Here is a 23,828-nt window from a genome sequence, read left to right on the forward strand (position 1 = left end):
GAAGGTTTCATGCATCGCTTACTCAATCAAATGGTGATATCACTGCTGGCGCTTGGGTTTGTCATGCCTTTGATCTGGGCAGCCGTCACCTCCATTACGCCGTCGAGTGAAATGCTGACGCGTTCTAACCCGTTCGCCGTCACAGAACCGACCTTCGGCAACTATTTTAAGGCGTGGGAGACCATTCCTTTTCCAGTTTACTATTGGAACACCATCATGATCGTGTTGGGCATTCTGATGGTTCAGCTGCTTACGCTTACGCTTGCGGCGTACGCGTTTGCCAGGCTGCGATTTGTTGGACAGGGACTGCTCTTTGTCTTGTTCCTGGTTCAGATTATGGTGCCGCCGGATATTTTGATTTTTCCCAATTATACCGTGATGAAGGAGCTTCATCTTATCGATACGAAGTGGGCGATTATGATTCCGTATTGGGTCTCTTCGTTCGGTGTGTTCCTGCTGAGACAGACCTTCAAGCAAATCCCCTATGAGCTGGATGAAGCCTCGCGGGTGGATGGGTGCAGATGGTGGCGAACCCTGTGGCACATTTATTTGCCGTCGGCACGACCGACCTACATCGCATTTTCACTGATCTCGATCAGTACGCACTGGAGCAATTTTATGTGGCCGCTAATTGTTACGGATTCTGTTAACAACCGACCGCTGACGGTCGGCATCGCCATTTTTGCCCAATCCTTCGAGACAGGGGCTCAGTGGGGGACGGTGACTGCGGCAACCATGATGGTCATTTCACCTTTGCTGATTGCATTCTTCTTTTTCCAAAGAAAATTTGTTGAGAGCTTCATGCACGCCGGCTTGAAATAGTCAGGAAATCATGAAGAAGAGGAGACGATGAAGTGGGAAAAGCAAAAAGGTTTATCGGTGTCAGCTTGACATGGGTACTGGTCGGAAGTTTAGTAATGTCCCTTGTTCTGCCTGCTGCGCCTGTGAGCGCACAGGAGGAGATGAAACGGACGGAGGTCCGGAAAACAATGACTCCTCCAGTGATTGACGGTGATGTCGGGGAAGCGTTCTGGTCGTTGAGCGAAACGCTGGACGTTCCACTCGGGGAGGGCTTGTCCTCAGCGGCAGAAATGGGATTTCTCTGGGACAATCAGTATCTGTATATCGGCATGAAGATGAAGGATGATCAGCTCATGTCCGAGGCACCGGGATATTGGTTCCAGCAGGACAGCGTAAGTCTGTTTTTTGATCCAACGCTGCATAGATCTGCGCCGTATGTTAACAGCGATATGCAGGCTGGCTTTGTGTACAAGCCGAATTCTGCAACGCCAGATTTTTATTTTGGCGCAGCGCTGGACCACCATTCCGGCAAGGATGCCCAGCAAATTTTACGAGCGATCCGGACGACCGGAGAGGGGTGGTCTCTAGAGGTGGCTGTGCCTTGGAGCATGCTGGATATGAATCCGATTCAACAGCAGCAGCTTGGCTTTGAGGCGACTGCGACGGACCGTTACGGCAACGATGCTTCCAATGGACGGGTCAATGCCTGGAGTGCACATCAATCCAGCTCATTCTGGAATGATACAAGCGGCTTCGGGATCCTTGCGCTGGTGAAGGACAACCCGGTGTCCGGCGATGCAAATCCGGTATTGCTAGAGGAGAATTTTGACTCTTTCGGAAGTGGTGAAATTCCATACGGATGGATATCAGATGTTCAAGCGGGAAGTCCGTCATTTTCGGTGACGGAAGATACCTATGGTAATAAAAGCATGACATTCGCGGGAACTGCTTCCGGTAAGCAGGCCAGAATTACAGCACCGGTGCAATGGGATAATTACTCCATTGAGGCGGACGTTCGGTTCCACAGTGTTCTGAATGCGGCCCGCTGGGCAGCGCTGATGTTTAGAGCGGCGCCGAACGGCCAAGCGCCATACCATCAAATGGCAGTCCGTCAGAACGGAAGCTTTGAGGTAGCTTACCGCAATCCGAGTAACAGCTGGTCTGTTATGGCAAGCGGTTCCTCAGACGCTTTGGAGCTGGGAAAAGACTATACCCTGAAGGTCAGGGTGTTCGGCGATAACGTCAAAGAGTACATTAAGGTCAAGGATGAAGGAGATTACAAGCTTTTGCTTGATCAGGAGTTCACATCCGGATTGCTGGGTCGTGGAAAAATCGGCTTTCAAGGAGACCAAAGCACCGTCTCGTTCGACAATTTGAAAGTAACACGGATTAAAGTCGATGATTTGCGGCTTGCATTTCCTCCAACGGTGGAGTCACTGACGGGCCCTTATACGGTCACTGGCAGTGTATATTTCTCCGATGGAGTGGAGGAAGCGATCGTGCCGGAAAGGATTCAATATGTCTCCTCCGATGAATCGGTGCTCAAGGTGAGCGGCGGCATGCTTTACCCTTTAAAGGCAGGATCTGCAGTTCTGACAGCGGTATATGCTAACGCAGAATGGTCCCAGGAAGTGACTGTAGAGCCGGGAGCTGACGGGGTCTCTGTCACTTCGCTCAGCCATGATTCGGGATATGTGCTGGCTGAAGCAGGGAAAGAGATGGCCTTGGCGGAGCTTCCGTTCACTGCCCAATTCAATGATTTTACTTATGGTACGATGACCGGAGCTGATCTGACTTGGTCGGCAGACGACTCGTCCATCGTGGTCAACGACGGCAAATTGATCGTTCAAGACAAGGGCGTGTATTCATTAACAGGGGAGAAGGACGGGGCTAGCGTTTCCCTGCTGGTTGTTGCCAAAGACGAGGCGAGTACAGAATATGTGCTTTATGAGAATGATTTTGAACAGGAGGCAGATGGAGATTTCCCTGATGGATGGACGAAAGTGGAGGGGAAAACCGACGGAAAGGCAGCGGTCAAGGATGGTGCATTTGTGATCGATGCGTCCAGCGCACCGGATAATCCGACCCGTGTCCTGCTTCCGGAGTATTTGGAGCTGTTCGGGAATTATGACATTGAGGCCGACGTAACCCATGCTGCGGCAAACGAGCCCACTCGCTGGCATTCAATCATGTATCGTACTCAAAACCGAACAAGCGGCAGCTATCCTTATTATCACATGGCGGTCCGCCAGAACGCTAAAGCGACCAATGGCGTGGAGTTTGCGGAACGTACGGCGAATAATACATGGAATGTGATGAATAAAGGGGCGTTTGGAGAAACGATCCATTCAGACACGATGTACCGTTATAAGGTTGCCGTTCATGGAGTCAGGGTCATGCAGTCGATTAATGGTCAGGTGATCGTGAACACTGATCAAGCAGGCTCTTACCTCCGGGGTGGTATCGGTCTGCAGGCCAATGGCAGTGTCATGAAGGTGGATCATCTTAAGGTAACGTTACGGGAGACAGAGCTGCCGCCGCTTCCGGAATCCAGCTTCGTAGAGACTGCCAAGGCCGATACCTTCATTGCTCTTGCTCCGTCGGTCATTGCAGAGCTTCAGAACAAGGCGCAGCTGGATTCCTACGCTGAAGGAAGCTTACCAGCCACGCTGGTCATCTACGTGAACTCCAACCTGCAGGTTACCGATCCTGAAGGAAAACAAGAGTTTATGAGTCTACAGGATGCACTTCAATCCATAGGCACAAGAATCATGCCGGCCTTCTATGTAGAGGACTCAGAGACGGTTGGTCGGTTGATAGCCCACCTGACAAGCATCGGTCTGGAAGATGCCTTTATCGTGTCTAATCAGCCGGAACTGGTCAAGGAAGCGAGGCAGGCTTACCCGATGCTGCGGGGAATTGTGGATTTCAGCGGGTGGAATGTGAAATCCAACGAAGACTTGATGGCTATTCGCAAGCAGACAACGCTGAGCGGCGCCAAGATTGCCATGCTCTCCCGTGATGCAGCAACCAAAGACAACACCGCATATCTTCAGCAGAGAACGATAGTGGTGTGGAGCAAGGAAGTAAAGCTGCAGAATGAGCAGGATAAATATATGGATATTCACCGTATGATTACAGCAGGTGTGAACGGAATGATCACGAGCTCACCGAGCGAAGCCTATCGGGCCTTGGGGGTGTACTTCTATCACACCACCTTGATTCGTAAGCCGTATATGATCGGGCACAGAGGGATGCCATCGGTTGCTCCGGAGAATACCATCATCAGCAATGAGCTGGCGATCGAGGCTGGAGCGGATTATATTGAGAATGATATTTTTCTTTCCAAAGATGGGCATTTGGTTATTATCCACGATAGTGCTGTACATGTAACCACTCATGGAACTGGCCGGGTGGAGGATATGACTTTAGAAGAGCTGCGGAGCTTAAAGGTTCGGCAGGTGCCGGGGGCGGAGTATCCGGAAGCACGGATCGCAACACTGGAGGAGCAGATTGATTTGGCCCGGGAACGGGGTGTCATGATCTATGCAGAGATCAAGACTCATAATCCTGCAGCAGTAGATGCTTTTGTGAAGCTTGTAAAAGAGAAGGATGCAGAAGACTTGTTTAATGTCATGTCCTTCGATACGAATCAGCTGGATCGGCTTGCTGCCCAGCTTCCGGACATGCCTCTTGGCCTGTTGACTGGCGGGTATGCGAGCGAGAATCGGGTTAATGGCGCTATGCGTGAGACTCTGAAGGTGATGCAGCGTTACAACAGCACCTTGAATACCAGCTACGGCGGATTAGGCCCTAAATTTATGGATGCTGCTCATCAGCGTGGTCTGATCATTTCACCGTGGACGTTTAACAATTATGATCATTTCATCAATACTTTTCTGCTGGGTGTGTTTGGAATTACTACAGATTATGCATACTGGGCGAAAGATTGGGTCATTTCAATAGAGCCTGAAAATCAGGAAGTCATCATGAAGTCCGGCGAGAGCTCGGAACTCTCCGCATGGGCAGAAAGCTATAGTCACGAACGAAAACAGGTAAACCCGAGTATTGTACTTCTTGATGACAGTGGTATTGTAAGCCTGGACCAGGACAATGGCAGCAAGATCAAGGCTGGGAAACCGGGTACCACTTACGTGCTGCTTCGATATACGGGAACGATTGATGAAGAGAAGACGTACGATATTTACACGGAGCCGGTGAAGGTCAAGATTGTCGGAGGCGATCACGGTGATGGCAGCGGCATCGGCAGTGGTGGTGACGGCAGTGATGATGGAGACGGCAGTGGTGGTGGAGATGGCAGCAGTAATGAAAATGGCGGCAGCGGAGATGATCATGGAAGCACGGGCCCGATTGTGGACCAGGACAACAACGGAAATCCCGGTAACGATGACAGCTCCAGTGATCCTGGCAGTAACGATGGTCCAGATTCGCCAGTGAGTGAAAATCCTTCAACCGGACAAGGAAGAGCCTATGCAGACATAAATGACCACTGGGCTTTTAAAGCGATCATGCATCTATCCGCTAACGGAATTATGGAGGGCTACGATAACGGCTCCTTCAAACCGGATCAGGAGATGACCAGAGCGGAGTTCGTCACTGTTGTTTCGCGGATCCTCGGATTATCTGGAGCCCCAGCAGGTTCTGTTTATACTGATGTTGCAGAGAGTGCGTGGTATTCAGAACATGTTAAAGGCATGGTTCATGCGGGAATCATACAAGGCTATGCCGATGGAACCTTCCGGCCGGATCGCCAAATGTCAAGAGAAGAGGTATGGGTAATCCTGTACCGTGCTTTCCAGAATAAACTGACACAGCAAGATCTGACACAGCAAGAACTTAACGCATCGAGCTACTCGGACCTAAACGAGATCTCGGCTTGGGCTCAAAAAGCAATTTCCGCCTTAACGATGATCGGCATAGTTAACGGTTACCCGGACGGTACGCTGAAGCCAAAGGGAACCATTACCCGCGCTGAGGCTGCAGCGCTGCTTGTAAAACTGGTGGACAAGTAACAAGCAATTTACGGCAGAGATAAGCTCTATTGGTTTAGAAAGTGAAGCTGTTCAGAAGGATGATGCCGGAGTCTTCCGTTTGTAGAGGAAGCCTCCGGTTAACTTTTATGGCTTTAAATACCGAGTAGACGCAGATTGCCGTCGATTCAAAAAAAGTGCTTGCCACATAAATATATATTTGATATACTCAATCTTGTCGTCACGGCGAGCAGCTATTAATAAGGCCCGTTGGTCAAGGGGTTAAGACACCTCCCTTTCACGGAGGTAACAGGGGTTCGAATCCCCTACGGGTCACCATTTTATCTAACATATGAATGATGGCGCAGCTGGTCCATTTTCTTCGAGAGCCATTAGCTCAGTTGGTAGAGCACCTGACTTTTAATCAGGGTGTCGAAGGTTCGAGTCCTTCATGGCTCACCATTTTATTCATAGGTAATCCTTATATTGTGCGGTAGTGGTGGAATGGCAGACACGCTATCTTGAGGGGGTAGTGGGTGTATACCCGTGGAGGTTCGAGTCCTCTCTACCGCATAAACAAAAGGCTCCTGCAGCGATGCAGAGCCTTTTTCTATCTAAATAAACAACCCGGGAGCATCATCCACCCGGGCTGTTTGTCATATGATGATTCATTTACTCTTCTTCCGCGGAAGAGGCATGGTCCAGGATCGAAGAATATCTGGGGTATAAACGGCGGATACAGGCGGGACAAATATCATGTGTAAAATGCACCGGCAGCTTGCTCTCCAGGTAGCTCTCCACAGGATCCCAGTGTCCCGCAGAGCGGACATGCTTACAGACGGCGCAGATGGGAATATGCTCCGGGAGCACACAGACATGGCCTAATGCATGCCTAAGTTCGGTTTCTCGGTTCTTAAACTCTGTGATGTCTGTAAATGAAAGAATCGCACCGTGTGAGGTGGATTGGGGGCCTCGTGTCAGAGCGTGAATCTCGAACAAGTACCAGGCGATACTTTGCTGAAGCTGGATCTGATGCTCCATACGAAAGCTGTGCTCATCGCCCCGAAGGATACTATGGATGGCAGGTAAGTATATGTCATGGCAGAAAGTGCTGAAGGAAGGCCTGCCGAACAGTTCCGGACTCAACTCAAAAACAGAAAGTCCTTGAAGCTGAACGTCGGGCAGGAGTCCCCAATGTGAAATGATGGAGAGCAGACGATCATTGATCTTGTCGATGGTGCCGTCTTCGCGGAGGATTACCATTCCAGACATCACATGATGTACAGCATGGCCCCAGGATAATATATCACTCAACCTCATCGTGCCTCCAATTCAAATCTGGGTGCAGTAACAGTGCGATGACAAATGTGGTATAATTTAGACGTAATGCACCTATTATACACTTATCTAAGTATGGTGTCAATAATGCATGACGTACATAAGTGATTTTTTTTAGGGATCAGGAAGGCGGTTCTTTCAATGCACTCGATATATCAACGAATTGAACAGCTTATCGAAAGCCGGGGGATGACAAAAAAAGCATTTTGTGAAGCGCTGGGAATTAGTACCGGGAACTTCGGGGATTGGAAGAGGGGTAAGACGACGCCGAGCACGAATAAGCTGATTGAAATTTCAGCTTTTTTCTCTGTCAGCCTGGATTGGCTCATTGTGGGCCGCGGAACACCGGAAGGAATTATGGAAGAGCGCGAAGGTTATGAATGGGATCAGGCAGCCAAGGAAAAGCATCTTGATGGCCTGTCTGAGGAGGAGAAGAATTTCATTCAGGAATATATAGCGTTTACGGAGTACCGGAAGAAGAGGAACAAGAAGCTTTAAATTCATTTTCGGTTTCAACAACCGCAGTTTAAGGAGCAGCCGTGCTTTAAGGCTGTTCTTTTTATTTGATGCTGAGGCAGTGGCTTCAAGTGCATAGGTACAGGCGCAGATCATGCTTTACTTCCACAAGCAAGCAAGGTATAATAGGAATGTTCTCCTCAAGAGGAAGCTTATTATGCGGTAGTGGTGGAATGGCAGACACGCTATCTTGAGGGGGTAGTGGGTGTATACCCGTGGAGGTTCGAGTCCTCTCTACCGCATCGCAATGTGAAGCAGCCTTTCGTTGAATACTCAGCGAAAGGCTGCTTTTTTGCATACTCCATCCCGGGGTTGGAAATGCTACTTGACGGTCATCCACCCGATTTTACGTTTCAATTACAGTGAGACGTTTATAAAACAAATGTGGATAATAGTTTTTTCTAACCGAAGGAGATGATTTTGTGATGCAGGCAATGTATACAGCAGATGTGAAGGTTAAAGGCGGAAGAAACGGATCCCTGGAGTCCTCCGATGGTGCGTTAAAGCATAATCTTTCCATGCCGAAGGAGCTTGGTGGACCCGGCGGAGACGGTACGAATCCAGAGCAGCTGTTTGCGGCGGGATATGGTGCCTGCTACGAGAGTGCCTTGGCGAATGTTGCCCGAAAGGAAGGCGTCAAGCTGGACAATGTGACGGTACACTCCCAGGTTATGATTGGCAAGGATGACAGCGACGGCGGCTTCAAGCTGGCGGTGAAGCTCAATGTAGACATGCCGGGGATTGATCGTGCTCAAGCCGAGGATTTGGCCAAAAAAGCGCATGATTTCTGTCCTTATTCCAAGGCTACCCGCGGAAACATTGATGTAGAATTAAATGTAGTGTAATCAAGGAACGGGTCTGCGACATAGCAGCAGCTCATATATGAAGGCGGGCTCATTGGGAGCCCGTCTTTTTGACGTGAAGACCTGAATTTGTGAAGAAAATGAACCGAAATGAAGCGCATGCCGTAAAGAAGGATATGTTGAATCGGGAAGGGAGAGGGGAAGTTTATGAAAATTGAGGATATGATTGCGGAACGTTTTGTTTGCACGAAATGTAAGGGGACCGAGTGCAAGACGAAAGAGGTATCCATGTCCGGAGCCGGCCTCAGTAAGATGTTTGATATTCAGCATAATCACTTTTTGTTCGTATCCTGTATGGACTGTGGATATGTAGAAGTGTTCAATCCGGATATTCTGGAGGGGAAAAAGCGGGGACAGCTGGGCTCCATCTTTGACGTCTTCTTTGGTTGACATTGCCCCTGAAATTCTTTAATATGTCTAAGTACCGGAAAGTACAATGTACTAATGAACGAGAAATTTAAGATAAATGGGTGATGCACATGCCATACAGACCGCAGATTACCAATGTAACTAAAGCCGGAAACAATGAGAAGGACGGGCTTTATGAGTTCATCATCAATCTGGCAGACGGAACCGATTGCCGCGTGTTTTACAACCGTTATCCAGAATGGAAATTGACGAATGTCAGCCGTCTGGGCAAGACGCCTTGTCCCGTATGCCGCAAGGATTTCATTTGCAGATGCATGGAGAAGTTTTCTTCGGATTTTGATGAGCAGATGAAAGAGGGAGAATGGCTGAGCAAGGCAGCTGCCGAATAATTGAATGAGGCACAACGACAGCGTGGACTTTGGTATGAGTTCCACGCTATTTTTGTACATTTTACCTGGAGGAATGAGGATGACGGATCACGTTATTGTACTGATCGATGGTGTGTGCCATTTATGCCAAGGCCTTACGCGCTTTATCATCAAACGGGATCCTGAAGGGCGCTTTCGCTTTGCCTCTCAGCAGTCGGACATTGGGCAGGAGCTCCTTCTTGCGGGGGGCCTGTCTCCAGAGCTGAATAATACCGTGATTGTCATTGAAGGAGGAACCTATTATACGAAGTCCGCTGCTGCGTTGCGGATTGCAAAGCGGCTGCCGCTGCCATGGCCGCTTTTTTACGTCTTCGTGATGGTACCTCCTTTTATCAGGAATCCTGTTTACCAATGGGTCGCTAATAACCGGTATCGCTGGTTCGGAAAGTCTGAAGAGTGTATGATTCCGACTCCGGAGATCCGCCGTCGCTTTCTGTAATGCTAGCTCTTCGGCGCCCGAAATCCGGCAGCCTCAGCTTCCTGCTCACTGCAGAACCACGCCTCCGGATCGGTAGCGTCATAATATCTGGATTCCGGCGTGTGGTAGATTTTATCTCCTTTGGAGTTGATATTGCCTTTAATGCTGCAGCCATTGGCCGGAGTCTTGTCTTCCGCTGGTGTGGCTTTGGGTGCTGGCTCTTCAGCTTCAGCTGCTGCAGTAGCATCAAAATGCTCGGGATAAAAGCCGTCCTCCTGTGCATAATTTTCTACACTCCAGATGCCTTGCGCCTCATTGCGGCTGTCCTGCTGAAGTCCGTTGAATTTATCGACATATCGCACATTGGGGGGATAAATGTAGGCGACCCGCGCGAGACCTTCCTGTAGAAGGGCTTCCTGAACCATTACCCCATCGGCATAGACATAGGCGAGCAGGCGTCCATATTTATCGCGGTTGGGCCCAATATCAAATTCCAGCTCCAGAAGGTCTGCTTCTTCTACCATACGGGCAGTAAAGTCCTTGGCTTCCGGGCCGTACGGCTGTACGCCGAGCTGAGGGTGACTGGTTTCGGGTGTATCAATCAGAAGAAAACGAACATTCTCCTCTTGTCCCTGCCACTCTACCCGGATGGTATCTCCATCCACGGCTCTAACTAGCTGAACCGGTGCTTTAGCGATATCCAGTTGGTCGGTTTCATATCCTTTGCCGGAGACGGGAGGTGCAGAGTTCTTGTCAGCCCCGGAGGATGAAGCAGGTGCTTGCCCGGAAGCCGGGACTTGGGGGCGTTCTGCGTGGTCACTACCGCAGCCGGTCAGCAGCAAAGCTGCAAGCAGCGCAGGGATCAGTTTCAATCTCATGATGATTCTCCTCTTTAAGTAGTTGTAATAGGTGTTAGATAGGGAGCGCGTTATGTAGTTCAACTGTATATAAACCGACATCGACTCGGAACACTTGTTCCATTGTATTATGATAGGTTTGCCGAGGTTTGGCAAGGGTGCCTATAGCAGCAGATAGGGTGGGAATGATCCAAAATTTCGGTTGCAGACCCCGGGAGTATATGCTATCCTATGTAAAAATATAACAAGACGACGGAAGCACCGTTCTATGACTGCAGATGCTGCAGTATAGAAGGGTGCTTTTTTGCGTTGTCTTGGGAAAAGGAGAATGGAGATATGGATCCGGTGAGGCTGGTACTGGCAGTACAGGACCCTCCATATGCAGAAGCCGTCCTGAATTATGTGCAATCTAGTGATGATGCCACTCGTTTACAGATTGCGGCATTTACTCGCGTGGATGCCCTGCAGCAGTACAAGGAAAAGAGAAAGCAGCATGATCTGGTCGTCCTGGATGGAGCTATGCTGGAGGCCTGGAGGGGCCTTGAGCTGCCTTTGATCCCGGGACGGTGGATTTACCTGAGTGACGGGAGCATTGGCCCTGTGGCGGAGCATGAGGTGGCTGTACCGAAATATCAGCCGATCCCGGAGCTGCTGAGCGGATGGCTTGCTCGAGCGGGCCGAAGTGTGCACAGCAGCCATACGGGCCGGGAGCTTCGGTCTGGAGGGACCCGTGTACTCGGAATGGTCTCGGCAATAGGTCATTGCGGCAAGACGATGATTGCCATGAGCATAGCGCGGCAGCTCGCGGAGCTGGGCTGCCGGGTGCTGTATCTTAATCTGGAAATGCTGAACTCCAGTGAGCAGCTGTTGTCCGAGGAACGTCTGCAGGGCGGCAAGAGCAGCTTTTCCCGGCTGCTGTACGACCTGAAGGTGCTTCAGGAGAACGGAGAAGAGATCGATCTGGAGCCGTACATTGTCAGGAAGGAAGCGTTGAAATGCGATGGACTGGTTGGCGGTGCTGAGGTGAAGGAGATGCTGGAGATGAATGCAGACGATACGGCTGCTCTGCTGGGAGCTCTGCAGGGCCTGAATCGTTATGACATGATCGTTGTTGATAACGATGGATTAAACCAGAAGCTGCTTCAGGCGGTCACCCGGCATGCGGATGAATTGCTCTGGGTCCTGACTGCGGATCATACAGGGCAATGGAAGACGGGGAAGTGGATACAGCATCTTGGCACCCAAGAGATGAACGGCACAGACTTCGCAGCGAAGAGTCGATTTATCATAAACCGCTATACGCCTAAGCTGGATTCAAGGAAGCAGGAGATAACAGCAGATCATGTTCTGCCAATGATGAACAGCTGGGACAGCAGTAACCTATTGGAGCAGCTTCATACTCCTGCCTTTCAGAAGGAGATTCTGAAGCTGTGCCATGAGCTGTATGGAACCGCTCAGTCCTCCGGAGCCTTCATGGATGGAATGCGTGGTGGCGGCAGATGAGTCTGGACGAGATGTTCCACTCGATACGTAATGAAGTCCGGGGCAGTCTGGATTTGTCTGCGGCTGTGAGCAATCGGGAGCTGATGGCGCAGATTGAGGATTATGCCTGGCGCCGGAGCGACATCTCGTCACTGACGGCAGCGCAGAAGCGGGAGCTGATTCGCCGTGTGTTTGATTCCTTTCGCGGTCTGGATGTGCTTCAGCCTCTGGTTGACAATCCAGCGATCACTGAAATCATGATTAACAGCCATGAAGAAGTGTTCATCGAACAGGAAGGCGAGGTCAAGAAGCTAAATGTCCGGTTTGAGTCCAGGAACAGGCTGGAGGATATTATCCAGAGTGTTGTCGGGTCCGTGAATCGGGTCGTGAATGAATCGTCTCCCATTGTCGACGCCAGGCTGCAGAATGGCTCCCGCGTAAATATCGTGCTGCCGCCTGTTGCGCTGAAGGGACCGACCATGACCATTCGCAAGTTTCCGGAGTCTCCGATGACGATGGGGCAGCTGGTGGAGCGGGGGGCGTTATCGTCTGAAGCTGCGGAGCTGCTTCGCATTTTGGTGAGGAGTAAATATAACATTTTTATAAGCGGAGGCACAGGCTCCGGGAAGACGACCTTTCTCAATGCGTTGTCTCAATACATTCCGGGAGATGAGCGGGTGATCACGATTGAGGATTCTGCCGAGCTGAAGATCGTCACGGTTCCCAATCTTGTAGCACTGGAGACCAGGAATGCAAATACCGAAGGAAAGGGCGAGATCAATATTCGAGATCTTATCCGCTCCTCTCTTCGCATGAGACCCAATCGGATTATTGTAGGCGAGGTTCGCGGCAGTGAGGCGCTGGACATGCTGCAGGCGATGAACACGGGACATGACGGGTCGCTGTCCACAGGACATAGCAACAGCAGCAAGGATATGATCAGTCGACTGGAAACCATGGTGCTCAGCGGTGGAGAGCTTCCTGTGCAGGTGGTTCGTCAGCAGATCAGCTCGGCGGTGGATATTCTGGTTCATTTATCTCGGCTGCGCGACCGCTCGCGCCGCGTAACAGAGATCAGTGAGGTGGCAGGGCTAAGCGAGGGGGAGGTTCAGCTAAACCCGCTGTATCGTTTCGTGGAGCGGGGAGAGTCTGACGGACGGCTGCGGGGTGAACTGGAACGCTGCGGAAATCCTATTGTACATACGGATAAGCTCTTGATGGCCGGAATGACACGGTGGCCCCTGCAGGAGCTCGGAGAAGCTTCAGAGGGGCTGTGACAAAGGCAGGGAGTCAAGTGATTTTACTGCCATGAAGGGAAGGGAGGAGGACTATGCAAAGACAGATACAGCTCAGGGATTACAAGCAGTACACGCTCTCATCAAAGCAGCGGATCAGCTTCGCCATCATCGGCTGTGTTCTTTGCTTCATAGCGGGGCATTTGTTCTATCAGAACCCGCTGCTGTCGCTGCTGGTGGCCCCGGCAGGCTTGCTGCTGCCGCGGTTTTGGCGGCAGCATCTGCTTCAGCGACAAAGATCGGCGCTGAATCTTCATTTCAAGCAGGCGTTGTATTCCCTCTCGTCCTCTCTGTCTGCGGGACGTTCTGTCGAGAATGGCTTTAAGGATGCGACTGAGGATTTGAGGCTGCTTTATCCGGGACAGGAGAATGACATGATGTTTGAGCTTCGGGTCATCACAGCCAGGCTTGAGATCGGCGAACCTATGGAGGCAGCGTTACAGGATTTTGCGGTCCGGGCAGGACTTGATGATATATCCAGCTTCGCCGATGTTTTTGTCACCTGCAAAAGAACAGGCGGAGATTTGGTAGAGGTGATCCGCCGGACCTCCTCCGTCATTGGAGAGAAGCTGGATATCCAGCAGGAAATTGCCGTGATGGTGGCACAGAAGAAATTTGAATCCAAAGCGATGATGGCTGCACCGTTCCTGCTCCTGTTATTTATGAATTTCACGGCAGGTGATTATATGCAGCCTATGCATAATAGCGGCGCTGGCATTGTGATTTCAACGCTGGCTCTGAGTGCGCTTGCCGGCTGCTGCTGGTGGATTTCAAGAATGATGGATATTCGCGTCTAGAGACAGCGGGATACTTCAGATGCTGAGGTGATGAAGGAAATGCTGACATTTGGTGCGGCGGTGCTGCTTACATTGCTGGCAGCAGTCTGGCTGGGGCTTTATTACCGTCACCATGCGCGGTACCGGCTCTGGAGCCGGATTCCGGTGAGTGGACTGAAGCTGCAAAAATGGCTTGCACCGGGATTGCACCTGCTGGAACGCACTTCTCTTTTGCAGCGTGCACCTACGCTGTATTATCGGACTGAACGTTCCGTACAGAAGCTGCACGGCCTGCGTTTAAGCAGGGAGAAGACATTGCTGGTTCTCGCAGAGGCTATGTCATATGGATGGGCTGCGCTGATCGCAGGCAGCTCCATAGCTCTACTAACCGGAGAGGGCATAGGGATGATCGCGGGCGTGCTGCTCGGTGGTCTGCTGCCGATATCCATGCTGCGTGATCTGGAGCGCAGGGTGATCATGCGGGAGCAGGATATTGTAATGGAGCTTCCAGAGCTGCTCAACAAGCTGGTCCTGCTCGTCGGGGCAGGTGAAACCGTGCAAAAGGCTTTGCTGCACTGCTGTCATCGTGCAGACAACGATACGCATCCGCTCTATATGGAGCTGAGGATGATGGTTTCCGAGTGGGAAGGCGGTCATTCCTTTCAGGAGGCATTTGAGCAATTCAGCAGGCGCTGCGCGGTGCAGGAGATTTCCGTGTTTACGACCACAGTGCTTCTTCATTTCAAAAGGGGTGGAAGCGACTTTGTATTAGCCCTGCGGGATCTATCGCGATTGCTGTGGGAGAAAAGAAAGGCTATTGCCCGCACAAGAGGGGAGCGGGCCTCCTCCAAGCTGGTGTTTCCGATGGTTGTTATATTCATGGTAGTTCTGGTCTTGATCGGAGCTCCGGCATTAATGATGATGAATATCTAGAAGGAGAAGGGAATGGATATGTTATGAAATTATCTACAATTATGAATCCTGTAAGACGCTTTTGGAAGGATGAGGAGGGGCTGGGAACGCTGGAGGTAATTTTGATTATTGTGGTGATCCTGGTCATTGCTCTGATATTTAAAGAACAGATCACGATCTTGGTAAACAATCTTTTTGACAATGTAAATGAGAAAACTGAAGAGTTTCTTAAGTAGTCGATCGTTGTGGAGGGATGCCAGGGGACAGTTTACAATTGAAGCCTCTCTCGTTCTTCCAATCGTGTTCCTCGTCGTAGCTATGCTGTTATTCTTATGCCTGTATCTGTATCAGAAATCCTTTCTCACCCAAGCGTCTTCCGCCGTGTCAGAGCGTGCCTCCTTCATGTGGGACAACAGTCACAAGGAAGCAGTCAGCGGCTCGGTTGAACCCGGCCTGTATGACAGCCTGTATTGGAGATTGAAGGATGACCATCTGCTGTCAGGCTTGTTTCAGTTAGGGCAAGCTGAGAGGCAGGTGTCCCTTCAGCTGCCTGGAGGAGCGGCTTCAGAAGCTGATTTACCCGAAGTAAAGCTGTCCAAGGCATCTTTGGCGGTACCGGCTGGCATGGAAGGAGAGCTGCGTTATGAGAACAAGCTGCTGCTGCGGCGGGTGTATACTCAGCTGTCCTGGCCATCTGACATCCAGCCGCTGGATCATTTACTGTCTGGGGGGATGGAGCTTAAAGCTTTGTCTCAGTCGGTGATTGTGGATCCGGTGGAATTTATACGGACTGTGGAGCTGATGCGTTATTATGGCTCCCGATTTGCACAATCCGGGGGAGGTCGTACGGATCCGAAAGCCGCTGCACAGGTGCTGGGACGATTTGGGGGAGAGCTCCAGTGATGAGAAGAGTTTTCCGGAGAGAAGAAGGCGCGGTATCTATTTTTTTGATGATCGCGTTATCGGTCGTGTTTATGTTCGTTGCCGTGTTTATTGATTATGCGAGAATTGCTGCGATGAAGGTGCAAGGGGAACGTCTGACTCATGCTGCGGTGCGCTCTGTCATGTCAGCTTATGATCCGCAGCTTCAGCAGAACTATGGACTTTATGCGATTGGCGAGACCCGCGGAGATCTGATCATGGGAAAAGCTTTAAATGAAAGCCTCAAGCCATCCTCCCGTGCAGATGCATTTCCGCTGCTCCCGTTACGGCTTGACAGCTCAGCGCTTCAGCTCGAACGGCCGCTGGGAACCTATGACATCTTTAATCGCCAGATTAGTGAGGATATGAAGTACAAAGCCCCTATTGATTTTACATTGGAGATGCTAAGTAAATTCAAGCCGATGTCTCAATCCATGAAGGAGGCCTCGAGCACCTTTGATGTCCTGAAGAAGCTCGGCAAGCTGTATGACCAGCGGGAGAAAGCGCTGGACGATATGCTGGAGAAGCAAAGAAAGGCAGGGCAGCAGGCGCCGCCATTATCCAGGCTAGTCCTGCAGCCTCCGGGTAGTCAGATCTCTGATGAAGTCCTTGGAGGAGCCATTGCAACGGCAGGCGATGCGGCATCTCAATACCAGGATTACATGAATAAATCAGCCGAGGATGCATCGCGGGAGAGCGATGAGAAGCTGTATACCGACCTGCTCCGGAAATACCTGGTGGGCACTGCTTCCATGTCTTCCACTCTTGCTGCAGGGGTCAGGGGAGCCTCATCGAGGCATGAGGCTCTGCTTCAGGAGGCGGAAGAGCACTTTAAGAAAGCGCAGCAGCTGAATGAAGAGATGAAGCAGGTCATTGAAGAAGCGGAGTCCCGTTCTGCGAGCAGCGGGTATGATGCGCTATCTCATCAAAGCGTACCGGGCACGGACAGTAGCAGCGCTGGAGATGCGCCCATGATTCAGTCCATTCGGCAGCAGACCGGAAAGCTGATTCATCATGATTCATTTCTAGACAGCTTTCAAGCTGAAATCAATCGTCAGAAGAATGAGTGGGGGCCTGTGGTGCAGAAACTGGACGCACTGGCAGGCTCTCTCGGAAGCTCCGCAGCAGCATCTTCCGTTAGCAGAGCCAGCAGATCTGTGGAGGAATACATTCAGGAATATAGTGATCCCGGGACAAGAAATAAGTTGAGTCAGAAGCAGCTTGAGCTGGAGCAGCTTCGTTCCTCGGACAAAGAACGGAAAGCGCTGGAAGGAGAGGCTCGCGGAAAGCTGAAGCAGGCTGAGCGATGGATGGCGGCTCTTCATGGGGGCAAAGAGAGTGGCGAGGTTCAGGCTCAGTTCAAGGAGCTCAAGCGTTATTATGACGACAGCCTGTCCTTTAACGCGGTGGCTGCCGAGGAAGACCACAGAGGGACAGAGTGGGAGAGTGATCCCTATGACGCGGGGCATGCCTCCATGGATCAGATGGATGGTTCCTTCGCTGCCATGGGAGGACTGATGGATGGCGTTATGGATGAGCTGTTTCAGAATGAATACGCCGTGCACTATTTCTCGCACTACGACATAACAGAGCTGTCCGGGCTTTCAGATCCCGGCACGCTGTCTGGCTTTACGCCACCTGATCTCAAAGAGCAGGAAGTGGAGTATATCCTATACGGCTTCCACAACGGATACGCCAATATTGCTGCTGCTTACGGTGAGATTTTTGCGTCTCGCCTGGCCATTCGAACGATGGAGGGCTTTGTGGTCAACAGCAATAAAGGAAACCCGCTCTTAATTCTCGCAGCGGCGATCCTGTACGGCGTCGAGAAGGCCATTGAAGATATGATTGCACTGAGCACGAAAGGGTCGGTGGAGCTGTCCAGATATATGCCGGTTGAAATGACCTACAGAGATCATTTGAGATTGTTTCTGTTTCTACATAGCCATAACGACAAGAAAATGTCGCGCATGCTGGCGCTCATTCGTTTTCATACCGGCATCAACCCGGCGGAAAGAGCAACCTATGCCTCGGGTGAGATCGAGCTGGGAATGAAGCTATGGTTTCTTCCTGGAGTGACTAACGCTCTGGGGGTGGTAATGGATCACGGTGATGATGCTGTAAAGGGCAGTGAATATATCATTACTCGCCGAGCAGATTTTTCCTATTAGGAGACAGCGATGATGAAATGGACAGTAAGGAAGACGCCGCCGGAAATGAAACAGCGGAACGCTGCATGTGAAGCCGGCAGCATGGTGCTGGAGGCCGCAATGGTGCTTCCGATGTTTATGTTTTTTGTCATTTTTCTAATTTATATCATTCAAATGACCATTATTTCGACCGCTCTGCAGACGATGGTATCGGACAGTGTGAAGACTGTGGCAGCGCATATATACCCGGTCTCGATCGCAGTACAGTCATCAGGCGGGGCGAAGAGAGAGGGAGAGATGGAGTCAGGGGGCTTCTCTTTCGAAAATGCCTCCAGCTCGCACTGGGAGGTTCCCAAGCTCTCCCTCCAAGACTGGGCAGCAAGGTACAGCGCTACTTTACCTGAGCCTGTGAAGGGCTGGATGAATGCTGCCGCGGCAGCAGGAGACGAGCCTTTACAGCAGCTAAAGAATCAGGCCGCCGAGGCCGTACTGGATCCGGTCATCAAGCCGATGCTCCGGCCTTTTATTCCGGGAGGACTGCTTGAATATGAGCGTATTCATGTATCCAATGTCTCCATTCCCAATTTAAAGAGCGGGAAGCATCCATATTTCGGGATTGAGGTCAGCTATGAGCTTCCAATCCAGGTTCCGTTCTTGAACCGAAGCATTGTGCTTCAGGCCAAATCTCAGGAACGGCTCTGGATCGGAGATACCGGAGAAGGGGGCTCAGAAGGTGATGCTGGGGCTGAAGATGGAGCAGCGGGTGGAATTGAGCTGCTGGAAAAGCCGCACCCTGCTGTGGCCAGCAAGCAAGCGCGGGTTAGAGCCAAGCTGGCTCCGGGTACTGCCGCACAAATGTCGGTGTATTACAAATCCGGAAAAAGTACAGCCAAGTACTTGGGCTGGAAAACCGCAGATGAGCAGGGCTTCATTGAATGGGAGTGGAACGTCGGCTTTAATACAACGCCAGGGTCCTGGCCCTTTGTCATTGAAACTGCAGACGGTGACAGGATCGAGGTCATGTTTACTGTGGTTGAAAGGCCCTAGATCGGCGGTAGAACGAGATGAGAAAGGACGAGGTGCGATGAATATCGCTTTTTGGATGTGTGCTGTGTTTCTTGCGGCAGCTTTCGTCATGGATCTGCGGTACATGAGAATTCCTAATATGCTCACGGTACCCTCTGCATTGCTGGGCTTGGGATATCACGGCGGTACCGGCGGCGTGGAGGGTGTATTGTTTTCGCTGCAGGGCATGGCAGCAGGCTTTGGCATTGTGCTCGTGATGTATCTGGCTGGAGCCGTCGGCGCAGGGGATGTAAAGCTCTTCGGGGCAATTGGTGCCTGGTGCGGGCTATGGTTTACGATTCAGGGCGTGTTTTATTCCGTGTTCTGTGCTGGCATCATTGGTCTTTGCATCGTGATATGGCGCCGGGAGATCCGGCTTCGCTTCAAAAGGATTGTTTTTCAGGCCGCTGAAATGTTGAGGTTTAAAGCGGCCTTCAGCAGCAAACAGCAAGGCGGGCAGCTGCGCTTTCCATTTATGCTGGCGGTGCTGCCGGGAATGCTCTGGACTTATTTTGCTCAAATGTAGGAGGGAACAGCCGTGTTCGGAATGACACGTGATTTTGTTCAGAATGCCGGGACACTAATGGTGCTGGCAAAAGATCAGGGGCTGGATGAAAAGGACATCAGTCATGTTCAGATGGGGATGATCCGGGCTGTCAGCATTCCGCACTTTTTGCCGCTCTATCTCAAGGAAATGGACTGCAGCATAACACTGGAATATAACATCTCCGGCAAAAAAATGCTGTCACAGGTGCTGCGAACCGAAAAGCTGACTTTGACCGAATTCTATGCCCTGCTGCTCCAGATCGTCACGGCGCTTCAGGATAGCGGGAAGTACATGCTCAAAGCAGACCAGTACGTTTTGAATGAAGAATACATGTTTCTGGAGGGGCCGCTGCACAGCGGACTGATCTATCTTACCTACCTGCCGTTTACCGCGGGTGTATGGGCTTCGGAGCAAAGCCTGGCTGACAGCATTAAAAGCCTGGTTACCCGCTGGCTTGCTCTTGTTAAAGAACTGCAGGGCAATGGTGTTCAATCGCTCCTGCACGCCTGTTCACAAGAAGAGTTTGAGCTGTCCGGGCTGAAGAAGCTGCTGCTGGGCTTAATGGCTGGATCGGGTGAACATGATGCGGCTGTTCAACACCAAGCAGAGGTCGCGCAGCTTGTTTCCCACACAGCGGATGCCCTGCATCTACGGAGCGGCGCGGATACTCGGAGTAAGCCGAATGTGAAAAACGAGCCAAATCCGCTGAATGCCTCTCATATGCCCAGTGCGCCGCAAATTCCACACATCCGTAATGGCTCCAGCTCTTCAAAGGGTCCTGTGACTCCTTTCCCGGGAGCAGCTCAACCGCAGCGTTGGCGAGAGGAACGCCCTCTGCAAACGGTATGGAATGCCGATTCCGTGAAGCAGCTGCAGGTGAACGTGACAACAGGCTCGCCGGGATTACCAGCATCCGGAGCATCCGGAACTGAAGCTTGGGAGAGCGGAGGCTGGGATGAGCTATATGATGATGAGCCGAGGCAAACCTCCTCCAGCGTGTACTGGCTGCTGGGCGGTTTGCTAGCGATCGCTGTGGTGTGGCGCTTTGTATATATGGATTCACCATCATCTGGAGGGATGTGGTTGTCCATCGCAGCTTCCGCTGTTCTTGGCATTGTCGCCGTTCTGGGCTGGAAAGGGAGGCTCGGCCTGCTCCAAGGCTGGTTTTCGAAAAAGGTGTCAGATCGTATGGATGCCGGAATGCCTGAGGATGTGTCGGGACCGCTTCACTTCGACCGGAAAGAGGCAGAGAAGCATATCTTCTCTTTGGAGCGGTTTACCGGCCTGCTGTCGGGACGGGGTGGAAAGGAGGACCGTAGCGGCCATACCCCAGATCTGGACTCCCCGCCCGGGTCGGAGAAATGGAGATGGAACAAGCCTTCTTCTTCAGGCCATGACTACGGAGATCATGGTGACGATCAGTTGTCGCCGCATGATGAAGGCTTTCCTGGGAGCGGGTATCGCGATTCGGCCAATGTGCGAAATGCCGGCTCTATGGCACTTTATGACGGTGCTTTAAACAACCAGGCGATGCCGATGGAGCAGCTGCTGCAGGAGCGCTTTCAAGGATCGTCCATCGGAGGGACCGGCAAAGATCCTGCGGCAGTAAGCGCGTCCGGGTTCGCGGCTGCGGCTGCGGCTGCTGTTTCTGAAGACGGAGGGACTGTGCTGCTGCAGCCCCGAACAGGATATGGGTCAGATGCAGCAGATAGCACAGGCAGCCCGCGCCCCTATCTGGAGGTATCCTTGCCTTCCCGGCAGGAATCTGAACGGGTAGAGCTTGACCAGGCTCACTTTATTATTGGCCGTTCCGGTGAGGTCGCCCAGTACGTGGCGGCGTCAGCAGGTGTATCTCGTGCGCATGTCGAGCTGTCCCGGAGCCCGGAAGGCTACAAAATCAAGGATCTCGGCTCCAGAAATGGAACGCTTCTGCGTGGGGAGCCTATGGTGGCTTACAAGGAATATATGCTGGGAGAAGGAGATGTATTTGTGATTGCTGAAGGGCAGTATACGTTTCGGGCCTCTTGAGAGCTGACTTGCTGAAGCTGTGCGATGCCCTATGCCCGATGCCCTATGCCTTTCACATTATACCGCTTCGGTCATCAGCCCCCTCTTGCTCCTAACAGAGGTTTCACAGAACAGACTGCTGCTGTATGTATGCCAGAATAACAAAGACCGCAGAGCCCGAAGGCTGGCGGTCTTGTTTCATTATTTATTGATTAAGTGCTGGTAAGGAGAATAATCGATGCCTTTTTTGTGAAGAAAGTTCATTAGGAATTTGTAATCCCGACGCGGTGTCGCGACGATATAGCCTTTGATGCAGTGATCCCGTGTGACTTCCCTCGCTCCGCTCTCTACGGCAATCTTGCCGATCTCGGCAGCAATGGAATGCTTGGCGATATCCCGGAATGGGCCGGGTACGGGCTGTACTAATTCATCCAGAAAGCTCTTCGATTCGTCCGTCCACAGGGGGCGGCTGGTCTCTACCCAATGGTTCTGCCAGTCGAGCTTGGACTTGCCGTCTGCCTTGGGCAGCACCTTCAGGAATTTACGAAACATAAAAAATCCGCCGACCGTCATCAAGCCGAGCATGACCCAGCCCCAAAAAGCGATTGAATACATAAACCACGACGGTGGACCGCTGGTGGTCAAGGTCTGGAAGGATGCCGAAAGGTTAACCATATATAGAATCTCACCTCAATACGTTCTTTTCCAAAAAGACAGCTTTCGTAAGAATTATATCGCATTTCTAGATTTATTTCAGCTTTCGGGCTAAAATAGGTGATAATTGTTTGAAAAAAAAGGGGGATGCAGCATGCTGAAAATCGGTTCCCACGTGTCCTTCTCCGGACAGGGGCTCCTGACAGCGGCAACGGAGGCCAATTCATACGGCTCCAGCTCGTTTATGATATATACCGGCGCACCGCAGAATACGCGGCGTAAGCCCATGGATACGATGTTCCTTGAAGAAGGAAATGCTCTAATGAAGGAAAGCGGTATTGATGAAATCGTCGTGCATGCGCCTTACATTATCAATCTGGGCTCCTATAAGGAGAACACCTATGAGCTGGCGGTAACGTTTTTACAGGAAGAAATCCGCCGTACGCAGGCTGCGGGCGTGAACAACATCGTGCTTCACCCTGGTGCGTATACGGACATGGATGCCGATTATGGGATCGACCGGATTGCACAAGGGCTGAACGAGGTGCTCGGGGGCACGAATGAAACCGAGGTTAAGATCGCTCTGGAGACAATGGCAGGCAAAGGCACGGAGATGGGACGAAGCTTCGAGGAAATGGCCCGGATCATTGATAAAGTGAAGTACAATGAACGACTTGCAATCTGCCTCGATACCTGTCACGTGCATGATGCCGGCTACGACATTGTAGAAAATCTGGACGGTGTGCTGGACGAGTTTCACCGGCTGATCGGACTGGACCGTCTTACTGTGGTGCACTTGAATGACAGCAAGAATCCGCGCGGTGCAGCCAAAGACCGTCACACTCCGCTGGGTACAGGCTGGATCGGCTACGAGGCGATCCAGAAAGTGGTTCACCATGAACGGCTTCAGGGCAGACCATTCATTCTGGAGACGCCGTGGATCGGCAAGGATGCCAAAACCCAGCGTCCGATGTACGAGATTGAAATTGCGCTTCTCCGCGGCAATGTGGAAGAACGCTTTGGATCGGAATTTCTGTCACAGGTGAAGGAGCTTGGCGCTTTCTTTGAGGGACAGAACATTGCAGGCCGGTCGTTCGTGCTGGACACTTGGAATTTGCTCAAGTCGGACGCCAAGGCGAAGAAGGCTGATCCCCGCGAGCCCATGGAACGGCTGTATGATCTTGTTGCGGGTGCAGGCCTGCTGCCGGACGTAAGTGAAGAAGGAATAAATCAGCGTATCGTTGCCTGGCTTGCGGGACAGGGAAAATAAGCTCTAAGCTCATGCTGGCTGTTAGAAGAAGGAGAACGAACGTCTGACCTTAGCGTCACCGGCGGCACGCCATGTCATGAAGTGATGCCGAAGAAGACAGAACGGCCGCCTGCTGGAATTAGGGACAAGCCTGCAAGCAGCGGCCGCGCCTGATTGAAGATCATTTTA

At 51.6% G+C, this 23,828-nt stretch carries 21 protein-coding genes and 4 tRNA genes; 22 read left to right on the forward strand and 3 right to left on the reverse strand.

What is annotated here, in order from left to right; genetic code table 11:
* Positions 1 to 9: 9 nt before the first annotated feature.
* The 5 genes from ACH6EH_RS04320 to ACH6EH_RS04340 all read left to right on the forward strand — a co-directional run bounded on the left by ACH6EH_RS04320 (position 10) and on the right by ACH6EH_RS04340 (position 6,365).
* Positions 10 to 822, forward strand: a complete 813-nt coding sequence (locus ACH6EH_RS04320; RefSeq protein ID WP_397331281.1) for a carbohydrate ABC transporter permease — start codon at positions 10 to 12, stop codon at positions 820 to 822.
* A 32-nt stretch (positions 823 to 854) separates the two neighbouring features.
* Positions 855 to 5,834, forward strand: a complete 4,980-nt coding sequence (locus tag ACH6EH_RS04325) for an S-layer homology domain-containing protein (protein WP_397331282.1) — start codon at positions 855 to 857, stop codon at positions 5,832 to 5,834.
* Between the two features lie 222 nt (positions 5,835 to 6,056).
* A tRNA-Glu gene (locus tag ACH6EH_RS04330) sits at positions 6,057 to 6,131 on the forward strand.
* 47 nt (positions 6,132 to 6,178) lie between these two features.
* Positions 6,179 to 6,254, forward strand: a tRNA-Lys gene (locus ACH6EH_RS04335).
* 28 nt (positions 6,255 to 6,282) lie between these two features.
* A tRNA-Leu gene (locus ACH6EH_RS04340) sits at positions 6,283 to 6,365 on the forward strand.
* A 99-nt stretch (positions 6,366 to 6,464) separates the two neighbouring features.
* Here ACH6EH_RS04340 and ACH6EH_RS04345 read toward each other — a convergent pair.
* Positions 6,465 to 7,106, reverse strand: coding sequence for a PAS domain-containing protein (locus tag ACH6EH_RS04345; protein WP_397331283.1), 642 nt, complete (start codon positions 7,104 to 7,106; stop codon positions 6,465 to 6,467).
* Between the two features lie 165 nt (positions 7,107 to 7,271).
* Between ACH6EH_RS04345 and ACH6EH_RS04350 the strand changes: the two genes are divergently transcribed.
* The 6 genes from ACH6EH_RS04350 to ACH6EH_RS04375 all read left to right on the forward strand — a co-directional run bounded on the left by ACH6EH_RS04350 (position 7,272) and on the right by ACH6EH_RS04375 (position 9,745).
* Positions 7,272 to 7,628, forward strand: coding sequence for a helix-turn-helix domain-containing protein (locus tag ACH6EH_RS04350; RefSeq protein WP_208203205.1), 357 nt, complete (start codon positions 7,272 to 7,274; stop codon positions 7,626 to 7,628).
* A gap of 177 nt (positions 7,629 to 7,805) precedes the next feature.
* Positions 7,806 to 7,888: transfer RNA gene (locus ACH6EH_RS04355), tRNA-Leu, on the forward strand.
* 183 nt (positions 7,889 to 8,071) lie between these two features.
* Positions 8,072 to 8,491 (forward strand): organic hydroperoxide resistance protein, encoded by a 420-nt coding sequence (locus ACH6EH_RS04360; RefSeq protein ID WP_138226785.1) that lies wholly within the window; start codon positions 8,072 to 8,074, stop codon positions 8,489 to 8,491.
* Between the two features lie 165 nt (positions 8,492 to 8,656).
* A complete protein-coding gene (locus tag ACH6EH_RS04365; protein WP_138226784.1) occupies positions 8,657 to 8,899 on the forward strand; it encodes a zinc ribbon domain-containing protein in 243 nt (80 codons plus the stop codon).
* Positions 8,900 to 8,988: 89 nt separating this feature from the next.
* Positions 8,989 to 9,267 (forward strand): hypothetical protein, encoded by a 279-nt coding sequence (locus ACH6EH_RS04370; RefSeq protein ID WP_138226783.1) that lies wholly within the window; start codon positions 8,989 to 8,991, stop codon positions 9,265 to 9,267.
* Between the two features lie 79 nt (positions 9,268 to 9,346).
* Entirely contained in the window at positions 9,347 to 9,745 is a 399-nt protein-coding gene (locus tag ACH6EH_RS04375; RefSeq protein ID WP_397331284.1) for a thiol-disulfide oxidoreductase DCC family protein, read from the forward strand.
* Positions 9,746 to 9,747: 2 nt separating this feature from the next.
* Here the strand turns inward: ACH6EH_RS04375 and ACH6EH_RS04380 are convergent, their stop codons facing one another.
* Positions 9,748 to 10,602, reverse strand: a complete 855-nt coding sequence (locus ACH6EH_RS04380) for a thermonuclease family protein (RefSeq protein ID WP_397331285.1) — start codon at positions 10,600 to 10,602, stop codon at positions 9,748 to 9,750.
* A gap of 315 nt (positions 10,603 to 10,917) precedes the next feature.
* Here ACH6EH_RS04380 and ACH6EH_RS04385 point away from each other — a divergent pair, with 315 nt between their 5' ends.
* The 10 genes from ACH6EH_RS04385 to ACH6EH_RS04430 are packed head-to-tail and all read left to right on the forward strand — an operon-like array spanning position 10,918 to position 21,757.
* A complete protein-coding gene (locus ACH6EH_RS04385; RefSeq protein ID WP_397331286.1) occupies positions 10,918 to 12,084 on the forward strand; it encodes a P-loop NTPase family protein in 1,167 nt (388 codons plus the stop codon).
* Positions 12,081 to 13,340, forward strand: coding sequence for a TadA family conjugal transfer-associated ATPase (locus ACH6EH_RS04390; RefSeq protein ID WP_397331287.1), 1,260 nt, complete (start codon positions 12,081 to 12,083; stop codon positions 13,338 to 13,340). Before ACH6EH_RS04385 ends, ACH6EH_RS04390 begins: the two co-directional genes overlap by 4 nt.
* Positions 13,341 to 13,393: 53 nt before the next feature.
* Entirely contained in the window at positions 13,394 to 14,155 is a 762-nt protein-coding gene (locus tag ACH6EH_RS04395) for a type II secretion system F family protein (RefSeq protein WP_397331288.1), read from the forward strand.
* 39 nt (positions 14,156 to 14,194) lie between these two features.
* Positions 14,195 to 15,067, forward strand: coding sequence for a type II secretion system F family protein (locus ACH6EH_RS04400; RefSeq protein ID WP_397331289.1), 873 nt, complete (start codon positions 14,195 to 14,197; stop codon positions 15,065 to 15,067).
* 41 nt (positions 15,068 to 15,108) lie between these two features.
* The gene (locus tag ACH6EH_RS04405; protein WP_397331290.1) at positions 15,109 to 15,282 is read left to right on the forward strand and encodes a Flp1 family type IVb pilin; all 174 of its coding nucleotides are present in this window, start codon (positions 15,109 to 15,111) and stop codon (positions 15,280 to 15,282) included.
* Between the two features lie 7 nt (positions 15,283 to 15,289).
* Positions 15,290 to 15,949, forward strand: coding sequence for a TadE/TadG family type IV pilus assembly protein (locus ACH6EH_RS04410; RefSeq protein WP_397331291.1), 660 nt, complete (start codon positions 15,290 to 15,292; stop codon positions 15,947 to 15,949).
* Complete coding sequence (locus ACH6EH_RS04415; protein ID WP_397331292.1) at positions 15,949 to 18,138, forward strand: hypothetical protein; 2,190 nt, start codon at positions 15,949 to 15,951, stop codon at positions 18,136 to 18,138. The genes ACH6EH_RS04410 and ACH6EH_RS04415 overlap by 1 nt, the downstream gene beginning before the upstream one ends.
* A gap of 9 nt (positions 18,139 to 18,147) precedes the next feature.
* A complete protein-coding gene (locus ACH6EH_RS04420; RefSeq protein WP_397331293.1) occupies positions 18,148 to 19,164 on the forward strand; it encodes a TadE/TadG family type IV pilus assembly protein in 1,017 nt (338 codons plus the stop codon).
* Positions 19,151 to 19,708 carry an A24 family peptidase gene (locus ACH6EH_RS04425; RefSeq protein WP_397331294.1) on the forward strand — a complete coding sequence of 186 codons (558 nt, stop codon included), beginning with the start codon at positions 19,151 to 19,153 and terminating at the stop codon, positions 19,706 to 19,708. The genes ACH6EH_RS04420 and ACH6EH_RS04425 overlap by 14 nt, the downstream gene beginning before the upstream one ends.
* A gap of 21 nt (positions 19,709 to 19,729) precedes the next feature.
* The gene (locus ACH6EH_RS04430) at positions 19,730 to 21,757 is read left to right on the forward strand and encodes a DUF6382 domain-containing protein (protein ID WP_397331544.1); all 2,028 of its coding nucleotides are present in this window, start codon (positions 19,730 to 19,732) and stop codon (positions 21,755 to 21,757) included.
* A gap of 180 nt (positions 21,758 to 21,937) precedes the next feature.
* Here ACH6EH_RS04430 and ACH6EH_RS04435 read toward each other — a convergent pair whose 3' ends face one another.
* Positions 21,938 to 22,411, reverse strand: a complete 474-nt coding sequence (locus tag ACH6EH_RS04435; protein WP_138226771.1) for a DUF2621 domain-containing protein — start codon at positions 22,409 to 22,411, stop codon at positions 21,938 to 21,940.
* 133 nt (positions 22,412 to 22,544) lie between these two features.
* Here ACH6EH_RS04435 and ACH6EH_RS04440 point away from each other — a divergent pair, with 133 nt between their 5' ends.
* On the forward strand, positions 22,545 to 23,660 hold the full coding sequence (locus ACH6EH_RS04440) for a deoxyribonuclease IV (protein ID WP_397331295.1): 1,116 nt from the start codon (positions 22,545 to 22,547) through the stop codon (positions 23,658 to 23,660).
* The last annotated feature ends 168 nt before the right edge of the window (positions 23,661 to 23,828 follow it).

This window comes from Paenibacillus sp. JSM ZJ436 (assembly GCF_044383795.1).
In the GTDB taxonomy this organism is placed as follows: domain Bacteria; phylum Bacillota; class Bacilli; order Paenibacillales; family Paenibacillaceae; genus Paenibacillus_AQ; species Paenibacillus_AQ algicola.